At 44.3% G+C, this 12753-nt stretch carries 8 protein-coding genes; 4 read left to right on the top strand and 4 right to left on the bottom strand.

The features are described from left to right. Positions 1 to 209: 209 nt before the first annotated feature. The 4 genes from dapF (at position 210) to C9991_RS05145 (ending at position 7359) form a co-directional block, all read left to right on the top strand. Positions 210 to 1055 (top strand): diaminopimelate epimerase, encoded by an 846-nt coding sequence (gene dapF / locus C9991_RS05160; RefSeq protein WP_106811496.1) that lies wholly within the window; start codon positions 210 to 212, stop codon positions 1053 to 1055. Between the two features lie 52 nt (positions 1056 to 1107). Further along, entirely contained in the window at positions 1108 to 2346 is a 1239-nt protein-coding gene (locus C9991_RS05155; protein WP_106811495.1) for an LL-diaminopimelate aminotransferase, read from the top strand. Positions 2347 to 2441: 95 nt separating this feature from the next. Further along, complete coding sequence (locus tag C9991_RS05150) at positions 2442 to 4631, top strand: glutamine synthetase III family protein (protein ID WP_106811494.1); 2190 nt, start codon at positions 2442 to 2444, stop codon at positions 4629 to 4631. Between the two features lie 1387 nt (positions 4632 to 6018). Next, positions 6019 to 7359 (top strand): NAD(P)-dependent oxidoreductase, encoded by a 1341-nt coding sequence (locus C9991_RS05145; protein ID WP_106811493.1) that lies wholly within the window; start codon positions 6019 to 6021, stop codon positions 7357 to 7359. A gap of 204 nt (positions 7360 to 7563) precedes the next feature. Here C9991_RS05145 and C9991_RS05140 read toward each other — a convergent pair whose 3' ends face one another. The 4 genes from C9991_RS05140 to C9991_RS05125 form a co-directional block, all read right to left on the bottom strand. Next, entirely contained in the window at positions 7564 to 7743 is a 180-nt protein-coding gene (locus tag C9991_RS05140) for a hypothetical protein (RefSeq protein ID WP_106811492.1), read from the bottom strand. 56 nt (positions 7744 to 7799) lie between these two features. After that, positions 7800 to 9239, bottom strand: a complete 1440-nt coding sequence (locus tag C9991_RS05135; RefSeq protein ID WP_157949367.1) for a hypothetical protein — start codon at positions 9237 to 9239, stop codon at positions 7800 to 7802. A gap of 499 nt (positions 9240 to 9738) precedes the next feature. Continuing rightward, positions 9739 to 11328, bottom strand: a complete 1590-nt coding sequence (locus C9991_RS05130; protein ID WP_106811490.1) for a glycoside hydrolase family 32 protein — start codon at positions 11326 to 11328, stop codon at positions 9739 to 9741. A 15-nt stretch (positions 11329 to 11343) separates the two neighbouring features. Beyond that, positions 11344 to 12750 (bottom strand): DUF4960 domain-containing protein, encoded by a 1407-nt coding sequence (locus tag C9991_RS05125; protein WP_106811489.1) that lies wholly within the window; start codon positions 12748 to 12750, stop codon positions 11344 to 11346. Positions 12751 to 12753: the final 3 nt, after the last annotated feature.

Genomic DNA, 12753 nt, shown 5'->3' with positions numbered 1-12753 from the left:
TATTTTATTCGAAATTTTATTTTGATACAAATACTACACAAACAACCATCATATTGTAAGCAAATTCAAGAAAAATGCTTACAAATCGAAACTTAATGATAATTAACCACAAATAATGCAACAGTTTTTATTGCTTATTACGCAAATAGTTGTAATTTTGCAATCGTAAAAAGCAAATAGATAATCGTTAAGGTAAAAAGACAAACAAAATGGCAAGGTCGGTTAAGTTCACCAAGATGCATGGAGCTGGCAATGATTATATATATGTGGATACACAACAATATAATATTCCCAACCCATCAGAAGCTTCAATAGCTTGGAGCAAGTATCACACAGGAATAGGTAGCGATGGGCTTGTGCTCATAGGCAAACCATATGACGGAGTGGACGCCGATTTTTCCATGCGCATATTCAATGCAGATGGATCTGAAGCTATGATGTGTGGCAATGCGTCTCGCTGTATTGGAAAATATCTATACGAAAAGGGGCTTACCAACAAGACATCTATACGTCTGCAAACTCTTTCAGGTGTAAAGACTCTGGAGCTTCACCTTAATATATATAATAAGGTGGAAAGTGTTACAGTAGATATGCTTGCTCCGGTTTTCCACAACCCGAAACAATATGACGAGACATGCGGTGATGAGCTTACAGCACAGTTCCGTACATTCCGTGGAACATTTGTATCAATGGGCAATCCGCACTTTGTGTGCTTTGTCGACGACATTGCAACACTCGACATCAGCCGTTATGGCTCTATAATGGAGAATGATTCTGCATTTCCTGAGCGTTGCAATATTGAGTTTGCGCAAGTAATGCCCAACGGTGATATACGCACAAGAGTATGGGAACGTGGCAGCGGGATAACAATGGCATGCGGTACAGGAGCATGTGCCACAGCAGTAGCAGCCGCCTTAACCGATAGAGCTACACGCAAGAGCAATATTGTTATGGACGGCGGAACGCTACACATCGAATGGAACGAAAACGATGGACATGTATATATGACTGGACCAGCAGCTTTCGCTTTCGAAGGAGAAATAGACTTACCGTGATTTTATCGTAAGACACAACACCAATAAATGAAAATAGAATAATAGACATTATATGGCCTTAGTAAACGAACATTTCTTGAAACTGTCAAACAATTATTTGTTTGCAGACATAGCCAAGAAGGTTAATGCCTTCAAGGTTTCACACCCCCAGGTACGAGTGATTAGTCTCGGCATTGGAGACGTTACACAGCCGCTTTGCCCTGCAGTGATTGAAGCAATGCACAAGGCAGTAGACGAGATGGCACGTAAAGCAACATTCAGAGGATACGGTCCTGAACGTGGATACGACTTCTTGCGCGAAGCTATTGTCAAAAACGACTATGCGCCACGCGGCATTCATCTCGACCCTAATGAAATTTTCGTTAACGACGGAGCCAAGAGCGATACTGGCAATATAGGCGAGATAGTAAGATGGGACAACTCCATAGGTGTTACCGATCCTATCTACCCCGTATATATCGACTCTAATGTGATGTGCGGACGAGCCGGAGTGCTTGAGAACGGCAGATGGAGCAACGTAAACTATATGCCGTGCACAGCCGAGAACCACTTTGTACCGCAGATTCCCGACCACCGCGTTGATATGATATACCTCTGTTACCCCAACAACCCAACTGGCACTGTATTGCCAAAAGAGGAATTAAAGAAGTGGGTTAAGTACGCTCTCGACAATGACACGCTTATCCTATACGATGCAGCCTACGAGGCATACATACAAGAGGACGACATCCCCCACTCTATCTACGAGATTAAGGGAGCTAAGAAATGTGCCATCGAATTCCGCAGCTATTCAAAGACTGCCGGATTTACTGGTGTGCGCTGCGGATATACAGTAATACCTAAGGATGTAACTGCTGTTACACTCGACGGCAAAGAGCGCATCAACCTCAACCACTTGTGGGATCGCCGACAGTCTACCAAGTTCAACGGCACAAGCTATATATCACAGCGAGCCGCTGCTGCCATATACACACCCGAGGGCAAAAAGCAGGTAAAGGAAACCATAAACTATTATATGGGCAACGCCAATATAATGCATGAGGCACTTACCGCTATGGGCTTCGAGGTGTTTGGAGGCAAAAATGCACCATATCTTTGGGTTAAGACACCAGATGGTACCGACTCATGGAAGTTCTTCGAGCAAATGCTATATGCTGTAGGCGTTGTATGCACACCAGGTGTAGGATTTGGACCGAGTGGCGAAGGCTATATTCGCCTTACTGCATTTGGCAATCGCGAAGACTGCAAAGAGGCTATGCGAAGAATTAAGGAATGGCTAAAGAAGGCATAAAGAAGATTCATATTATATAATGTATGGAGATAGTTAAGAAAGTCACCCTTTAAATTTAGAACAATAACAGTAAACAACATAAAAGAAAGAAAACAATGGCAAATTTAAGATTTGATGTTGTAGCCGACGCTTTCAAGAAGAAACCCGTCGACGTGATTACACCGATTGAACGCCCATCAGAGTTCTTCGGAAAGAACGTATTCAACCGTGCCAAGATGTACAAGTATCTGCCGCGCGACGTATATGAGAAACTCATCGACGTTATCGACAATGGTGCTCGACTTGACCGTTCTATTGCCGATGCTGTTGCTAAGGGCATCAAGCAGTGGGCCGATGAGAACGGTGTTACACACTACACTCACTGGTTCCAGCCTCTTACTGAAGGCACTGCCGAAAAGCATGATGCCTTTATCGAACACGACGGCAAGGGCGGTATGATTGAGGAGTTTTCGGGCAAGTTGCTTGTACAGCAGGAGCCTGATGCCAGCTCATTCCCTAACGGTGGTATACGTAACACATTCGAGGCACGTGGCTATTCGGCTTGGGATCCTACATCGCCTGTCTTCATCATTGATGACACACTGTGTATCCCTACTATCTTCATCTCATACACAGGCGAAGCTCTCGACTACAAGGCTCCGCTTCTGCGCTCGTTGCATGCCGTTAATGTGGCTGCCACTGATGTTTGCCACTACTTCTATCCAGAGGTAAAGAAGGTTATATCAAACCTTGGTTGGGAACAGGAGTACTTTCTTGTTGACGAGGGGCTATATTCGGCACGTCCCGACCTTATGCTTACTGGCCGCACACTTATGGGACACGACTCTGCAAAGAACCAGCAGATGGACGACCACTACTTTGGTGCTATCCCAGAGCGCGTGCAGGCTTTCATGAAGGATCTTGAAATTCATGCTCTCGAACTTGGTATTCCTTGCAAGACTCGCCACAACGAGGTTGCGCCTAACCAGTTTGAGCTTGCTCCTATATTCGAGGAAACCAACCTTGCTATCGACCATAACATGCTTCTCATGTCGCTCATGAAGAAGATTGCTCGTCATCATGGATTCCGTGTATTATTGCACGAGAAGCCGTTTGCCGGCATCAATGGTTCGGGCAAGCACGAGAACTGGAGCCTTGCTACCGATACTGGCGTACTGCTACACGGACCTGGCAAAACCCCAATGGATAACCTCCGCTTCATAGTATTCATCGTTGAAACCTTGATGGCTGTATACAAGCACAACGGATTGCTTAAGGCCAGCATCATGAGTGCTACTAATGCCCATCGTCTTGGCGCCAACGAGGCACCTCCAGCTATCATATCATCGTTCCTTGGCCGTCAGCTTACAGAGATTCTCACACGTATTGAGACTTCCGAGAAGGACGAGCTATTCGATATTGCCGGCAAGCAGGGATTACAACTTGATATCCCTGAGATTCCTGAACTGCTTGTAGACAACACCGACCGCAACCGTACATCACCATTTGCCTTTACCGGAAACCGTTTCGAGTTCCGTGCTGTAGGTTCCGAGGCCAACTGTGCTTCTGCCATGATTGTGCTTAATACAGCTGTAGCCGAGGCTTTGCACGATTTCAAGTTGCGTGTTGACGCTCTTATCGAGAAGGGCTATGACAAGGTATGTGCAATACTTGATGTTGTACGCGAGGATGTTAAGTTCTGCAAGCCAATCCACTTTGATGGCAATGGCTACTCAGACGAATGGGTTGAGGAGGCTAAGCGCCGCGGTCTTGACTGCGAGACTTCTTGTCCTAAGATATTCGAGCGCTATCTCGACGAGGCTACCATCAAGATGTTCGAGAGCCAGAACGTTATGACACGTAAGGAACTTGAGGCACGCAACGAGGTTAAGTGGGAGACATACACAAAGAAGATTCAGATTGAGGCACGTGTATTCGGCGACCTTTCTATGAACCATATCATCCCAGTCTGCACTCACTATCAAAGCCGTCTTGCCAAGAATGTACAGAGCATGTACGAAATATTCCCTGCCGATACAGCCGACAAGCTGACATCACGCAACAAGAAGATAATTGAAGAGATAGCTGAACGCACTCAGATTATTGAGAGTGGTGTGGAAGAATTGGTCAACGCACGCAAGGTTGCCAATAAGATAGAGGACGAACATCTTAAGGCTATTGCCTACCACGACACTGTGGCTCCTAAGATGGAGGAGATACGCTATCAGATAGACAAGCTCGAGCTTATCGTAGCCGATGAACTCTGGACTCTGCCTAAGTATCGCGAACTTCTGTTTATCCGATAAGAAGGAATATTCAGACATAAAACACTTAACAGCTATCTATTTCTTTTATTGGTTGTTTAAGTTGGGGTTGCGCCTTTGCGAAAGGGTCCAGCCCCTTTTTTTATATATACACACGGCAAGTTACGTATATTATATATAGTTGTTGTGTTGTTCTGTGTGCGTGCACATAAATGTTGACTTACATCAAAAAGGAAGCTATATTAGCAAAATATTGAGTATAATACTTGTGTGTGTGCGCAAACAGTAGTAACTTTGCATTGTCAAAAGGATGGAAACCGAGAGGTTGGCAATCCTTATATAAGACATTTCAAATAGAAGGTGAAAGAAATCTTTGAGAGAATTTAACGATATAAGTCTTTGAAGAGGTAAGTAGGAGATTGTAGAAAAGGATGACTAAGACAAGATGAAAGATTGAGATAACGCACACAAGAGTAGGTAAAAGATTATGGATAACAAAGGTAGAAGATTTAGGATAACAAGGTAGAAGATTTAGGGATAACAAAGGTAGAAGATTCAAGGATAACACAAAAGGTAGAAGATAAGGATAACGCACAGAAGAAAGGTATTAGTAAGAGAGGTATTAGTAGATAAAAGGTATTAGTAGAAGGTTGACAAGGTATTAGTAGTAGAGGTATTAGTAAGAAAGGTATTAGAATTTAGTTAGGTTAATGGTTTAAAGGTAAAAAGTTATGTTGATGACGATGATGATGACCCTATTCGCAGCAAGTGCTGCAATAGGAATGTGGGGAGAGGGCAACGAAAAGTAAATCGTTTGCACCCCCGCCGAATGAACGGAGCGGAAGTCGAACGCGTTGAGGTTCATCAACTTTAAGTAGAAAACAAGTAAAACATTAAAAATACGAAGGCTGCTTTGGTTCACACCATTGCAGCCTTTTTTGATGGTTACCAGAATATAGATTTAGTTCCCACAGAACTCACGGAATACACAGAAGCCTACGGGGTTAAGCTATTGGAATCCACAGAATGGCCTACGCTTCGCGAGGCAGGAATCCACAGAAATGAAGGGTATATATCTCAAGCTATCATTTCTGTGCCTTCTGTCGTATGACGCGTAGCGTCTATACGCTCTGTGGATTCGAGAAAAATAAGCCCGTAGGCTTCTGTGTATTCCGTGAGTTCTGTGGGAACTACAAGCAAAGGAGCAACAAACTAAAGAAACACAGGTCTACCGCCCTTTACAAATTCGTACAAATCTACATACTCATTTGTGCTTATAGCCCATATATCAATGTAAAAGCAACAAAAAAGGAGGTCTATTAGAAAATAAATATATAATTTTGCAAAGTGGAAATAACAAATTAATATAACATTAGTGAGCCATACGGCTATTATGGCTGACGGCTATTAAAAACTAAAAGCAAAACAAATGGAAAATAACAAGAATCTGTTTCAAGAAGTTAACGAGGGTTACACCATGCACGAGGCCATTGAGGAAGCTAAACGCTGCCTTCATTGCAAAGTGCCACAGTGCAAGAAGGGATGTCCTATAAGCCATGATATACCCGACTGGATACACGAACTTTCGATGGGCAACTTTGGCAACGCCATGCACATCATCAACGAGAAGAGTAATCTTCCTGCTGTATGCGGACGCGTTTGTCCTCACGAGAAGCAGTGCGAGGGACATTGCGTACTTGGCAAGAAAGGTCAAGGCATACACGTAGGCAAACTTGAGCGTTTCCTTGCCGATTTTGACGGCAATATGGGACTTATACGCGAGAATCTCCTACCCAAAACACGCGGCAAGGTAGCTGTAATTGGTTCGGGTCCTGCTGGACTTACTATCGCTGGCGACCTCTCTCGCAAGGGATTCAATGTCGAGATATTCGAGATGGAACCAGAACCAGGTGGCGTTCTTATGTTCGGCATTCCTGAATATCGTCTACCTAAGGAGATTGTACGTCGCGAAATCAAGAAGATGGAGGAACTGGGAGTTATCATACATTGCAATACCACCATCGGCAAAGACTATACTGTAGACGACCTCTTTGATCAAGGCTTCGATGCTATATTTATGGGTACTGGTACCGGCAATCCGCAGAAGCTTGATATACCTGGCGGCGATATCAACGGTGTACGTCAGGCTATATGGTTCTTGCGTCGTGTAAGTCTTTACAATGAAGGCAACCTTGATCGCAGCGAAGTTGTTGTTGGAAAGGGCGACCGTTGCTTTGTTATAGGATGTGGCAATACAGCTATGGACGCCGCACGTACTGCTGTACGTATGGGTGCCGAGCGTGTGGATATTGTTTACCGCCGTACTATCGACGATATGCCAGCTCTTCGTTCCGAGTATGACGATGCTGTTAAGGAAGGCGTAAACTTCAATTGGGAGTCGAACATTGTAGAGATTCACAGCGATGAGAACGGCAATATGACTGAGGTAGTTATCGAGACCAAGGATGGTGAGCGCCGTGTTGAGAAGGCCGACTATGTGCTTTTGGCTCTGGGTTCTAAGCCTGCCAGCCGTATTGTATCTACAACAACCGGAATCGAAGTAGACGATCGTGGCTATGTCATCACTCGCGAAACACCATATGGCATGACTACACGCAAGGGTGTATTTGCAGGTGGCGACGTTGTTAACCGTCCTTCTACCGTTGTGCTTGCCATGCGCGATGCCAAACAAGTGGCCGAGGGTATCGCCCAATACGTTGATGCCATCAAGCTGATTGATGCCATCAACGAGAAAATGAAGCAAGAATAAACATATAACATACGAACATACACTCGTATAAAAGAAACGTTCATTGCACGTGGAAGCACCGCGTACAATGAACGTTTCTTTGTAGATACACTTTTTTACACGACCGTACCTCCTACTATATCATAAAAAAACTTCCCCCTTGCTTGACATTGCCAAGCAAGGGGGAAAACAAACTAGGTGAAATTGAAGGGTATATACTTTTTTTTAATCTTGTTCCAACTCTTCGTCATCAAAAACAAAGATGTGGTTTGAAGACTTGAAGTCGCCTATATAATCTTCTTCACTATTATCGAACACAACTGGCACCTGCGATGCAGCAAGTATCTGCGACTCAATCTCTAAATCTACAACAGTAATATTAGGGGCAATATATTTATTCTTCATATCTACTTATTCTTTTTTAGATTTTATAAATCGTTGATTATCTCTGTGTGCGCGCCTTACTTAACAACAACCTTCTTGCCATTCATAATGTACAAGCCCTTCTGCAACTTGCCATTAACACGACGACCACTAAGATCGTAAACGGCTGTATCGGCTACCTTGTCAGCTGCAATGTTGTTGATAGCTGTAACCGAACCATCGAAAGCTACACTGGCAACGCCTTCAACGTTGAGATAAGCGTGGAAAGGATTTACATAAGCATCTGCTCCACCCTTATGAAGGTTGCCTTTTTCATCAATGCCATACTTGCCTTCTGCTTTGGTACGTGTGTAAACACCTACGAAGTCAGTGCCAAGATTTTCTGGTGTTGCTACAATACTCTTATTAGTAAAGGTAAGCTCTGAAGCCTCCTTAGCATCTGTTGTAAGGAACGGAGTATTGGCAACTACGCTTTCAGCGGTCTTGAAGTTGGCAACATTGCCAAGATCACAACTCTTATAAGTAGCAACCTTGCTTGCACCAAGTTCGTTGGCTGAGACTTCGAATGGAAGCACAAAACAGTTTATACCATTCTTCTGCAAACTGCGTTTAAGCTTAACTGATTCTGCTGTGAAGTCATAAGGAGCATTGAAAGCGTTAGCATCAGTAAGCAAAAGTTTTTTAGCAGTACCATTAACTACAACGTTGGCATGATCATAGGCTGCATCAGCATATACGATAGTATTAGGATTCTTAAAGAAGAACTGGTTGATGTCGACATTTAAGGTTGAAGCCTTGCGCATATCTATAGATGTAACATCAGCAGAGAGTTTCTTGTTAAGTTCGGTAAAATCGTCAATGTAAATTTTCTCCCAACCATTGTCTACATTAGAGCATTCTGTCTTGAAATAGCCACCAGTAAGTTCGAGTTTACCAGTGAGTGAACCTTCAGCAACATCCCAAATCGATCCACCATTGACAGTAGGAATATCCTCAAGAACGATATTGTCTACATATATCTCCTGTGAAGGCTCTTGGCCATCCTCAATACCTGGATAAATAGCCAATTCTGTAGGATTACCCTTGCCTTCAAAGTTGCAGTTTGTAGTGAAGTCAAATACAAGTTTCTGCCACTTGTCGCCACCATCACACCATGATGCTATGCGTTTTGTATATGTGTTTGCACCAGCAGACAACTCAATCTTAACATTACTTGCATGCGACTTCTTAACCATAATAGACAAGCGTTTGCTCTTTGTCATATCAAGTCCGCTTTCGCCAAAAAGACTCTTAAGGTCGAGAACAATATCACCATGTTCCCAATCATTACCAGTGATAGTAAACTTGGCGCACTTATCCGAAGTATTTACGTCTTCCTTTAAAGGATTGTCTACAGTCGTAGGGTTGCATCTATCCCATAAACCAGAGTTTTTATCCTCACCATTCCACAAAGTTGTCTGTGCAAAGCAAGATGCTGAAGCCATCATTGCCAATGATACTAAAGTAAACTTTTTCATTGTAATATAAGTTTTAAGTTATTATTTAAAATAAATTTGTTAAGGATCTCGGTAAATTTCAGACGCAAAATTACAACGAGAAACAGTCTAAAACATATAACAAATGTTTCATGGTATTGCATAAAATTGACAATGTAACATGATTTAGTGTAATTATAAACTGCGTTGAAGTAAGAAAATGTCCATGTAACATCCGTTAAGACACATACTCACGCAAGTGGCTATATGGTATTAAGAACGATCTATCTGTTTGCGTGGTACGGTTCGGAGACCGTACCTCCTACAGTATGTGCTATTGTATAAATAGCGCTTCCAAAAGTATATTATATTACTTTGCCATTTTAATTATATTACTTTGCCATTTTAATTATATTACTTTGCCATTTAATATTATATCTTGACTTTAAGACGTCTTTGACACCGAAAAGCACAAAAAAATCCCCCCATTCGGCAAAGCCGAACGAGAGGACACCAATAGTATTTAAGTATGAAATAATGTTTACTTGCTTGCAACTGTCAGGCCAGTAACCTCAACGCTTCCACTATACGAGTTGATGCTCCAGCAGTTGCGCTGTATGCCGTATATGCGGTTGGTGTAGCAGCATACATCGTTGATGTACATGGTACAAATGCTGTTGTCGGTAGTGATAACGATGTGATAGGTGTTGTCGGCAGGGCGCTGGAATACGTAGCTATCGCCATTGGCAAGGAAGCCTATACCTGCTGTGCCTTGCTGCTCAAAGTTTATCTTGCGAGTTTCTTCGCCCTCATCGTTAACGACAAGCGAGTAGAACACGTCGGCATCAGTGCCACGAACAAGCGAGATACCAAACTTGTCGCGCTTGCCAGCTGTCTTAACAGTGAACTCGATACGGTTCTGATAGCCCAGACGTGGGAACAAAGCCCAGGCATTGCCAGTAAGCTTAAGGTTTGAAGCGTCGCCTTCCACCTTGTCGTTTGCATTATTCTCGCTCTTGGCAGCTATGGTTGGTGCAGCAGCATTGTCAAACTTGGCAGCTATTCCAGGAACCTCACCCAAGGTAAGAGTACCGTCTTCGTGCTGAATAAGCTTGTGTGCAACAAGGTTGCCAGCCCACTCCAAAGCCTTGGTATTATCCTTGCCCGAGCGTGTGGCGCACCATCCCCAGATGTATCTATTTGTGCCATCTGATGCAGTCTTGGCAGCATACAAGCCACGTCCATCAAGAAATCCCTCGTGCGAATCGGGCCAAAGACCGGCATCATTCTGTGTGCAAGCCTTAAGTTCGTCGAGTGTACGACCCTTGAAATACTGCACACGGCGCACAGCTTCGTGAATTTCGCTGTATACAAGGTACCACCAATCGCCCATCTTAAACAGGTTAGGACACTCATAGAAGCGGTCCCACATGCACTGCATAAATACGCCCTTATGCTCCCAAGTCTTAAGGTCGGCAGAAGTCCATTCAGCCAAAACACCCTTGCCACTCTTCTTGCAAGACACCAGCATATGATATAGATTGTCGTCGCCACGGAACACAAACGGATCGCGGAAGTCGTGCATCTCGTATCCATAGTCGGCTCCCTTAAGATAGAAGGTACGGCTCTTGGTCCAGTTCTTAAAGTCTGGACTGGTAGCCATCATAACCATCTCGCGGCTGTCGCCTGCATTAAGCTGATACTTATGTCCGGTGAAGAAGGTGTAGTAGAGCTTGTCTGCCTCGTTGTATATTGTAGAACCAGTACCAAGAGCGGCATCTTGCTCGTTGATACCACCGCAAGGAATAATCTCGCCAAGCGATGTATAAGATGCGGCATCAGTAGTGCTTACAACCCATATAGGATGATAAGTGCCTACTGGATTAGGACGATAATCCTGAAGATACAGAATTTTGAAGTCCTTGGCAACTGGGTCGTAGAACGGCATAGGGTCGCCTACATAGCCACTCTGCGGCTTATAGTAGATGTCCTGAGCCGCAACATCAGACGATGCAAATAGAGTGGTAGTAGACCAGTCGCGCTGTTCGGGCGTGTTATTGTCGTCGCTGCAGGCGGCAAGCGGCATAATAGTCGCTGCTGCCATAAGAATTGAATATATCATTGATTTCATTGTTTTCAGTATTTATTACTTATTCATAAGATAATTGATGGCGTTCATTGTCATTGTCTCAACATTCTTGTGGTAGCGGTCGCTTGAGGCATCAACCGTTGTATGCCAGTCGTAGCAACCAGAGCCAATACAAATGATGCCGCCCTTGCCTTCTTTTGCAGGGAATTCCCATACAACTATAGCACCGTCGCCACCAAAGCCTAATGCCTTGCCACCAGTTTCGTTTTCCCAAATCTCCTTGCTTACATATCCACCCCAGTCGGCTCCGATGTGCCACTGTGCAGTAGAGTTGGTTATGCCATAGCCAGTGTCGCATGTATAAACACCGTTTGCATCGTCGCCAGCTACAAGATTCTGGTAGATAGCATGGCTGTTGTTGCCGTTCATCAAGAAGTTCCAAGGACCGCCTGTTATCTCTGGGCTATCCTCTTTGCCACCCCAACAGTTGTTAGGACAACCCTCGTTCTTTACAGCACCTATAAATGCCGGAAGGTTTGTAGCGTAACGTGTAAGGAGGAAAGCACCGCCTGCATTGTAGAAGTCGCGCAGTTTGGCGGCAGCGTTTATTGCCTCAGGAGCAGCTTTCTCGAATGCAGCCTTGCCGTCGACACCGCCATCCTTGTGATAGTGCCACCAGATAACCTTGCACTCAGATAGATCAACCGAACCATTCTGAATATCGTCGAACGATACGTATAGCGAGTTTGGAACGTTTTTTACCATCCAGTTGCAAGCATCTGCCTCCTCAGCGTTCAAGCCACTCATATCCTTGGCTATGCCTACAAATACCATTACAGGCTTGTCAATAGACTTTACGGTTACGGTATAAGTGGCCTTGGCTGTGTTGTTCTCTACGGTGAACTGTACCGGATTGGTAAAATCTACCGGCATGTCGCTTTGTGGAGTAACTGTGGCATTCTCGCTTACTGTGATGTTAGGCACAAGTTGAGTAACGTCGACACCGCCTGGAACAAACACGCTAATAGTCTTTGCAGCTTCGTCGATTGTGCCTACATAAGTGCCATTAAGCTTGAACGAGAGAATCTTAGCCTCGTCGCGCATGGCCTTGATAGTCCAATCGAGAAACACATCACCGTTGCTTACGCGCATAGAATGTGCAACCGACATGTTGAGCTTATCGCCTACTGCAATGTCGGTAGTGGCTCCATCGCTCAGTTCGAGCTTAGAAACGCTCATTTCATTAGTATCATATGTCTCGGGCACACGCACAGTAACGGTGCGCGAAGCCATGTCTACCGAGCCCTCATACTGGTCGAGAGCCAATACCTTTACAGTACAGTTGCCTGTAAGTTGTAGGTCCGACGTATTGTCGTCGCTGCAGGCTGTGGTGGCAAAAGCCACCGCAGCTACAGCCAGCACCATATATAAATAATGTGCAAACTTGCTTGTTATCTTTTTCATATT

The organism is Prevotella merdae (assembly GCF_900290275.1).
Taxonomy (GTDB): Bacteria; Bacteroidota; Bacteroidia; order Bacteroidales; family Bacteroidaceae; genus Prevotella; species Prevotella merdae.
This window is presented reverse-complemented; position numbering and strand designations above follow the sequence as displayed.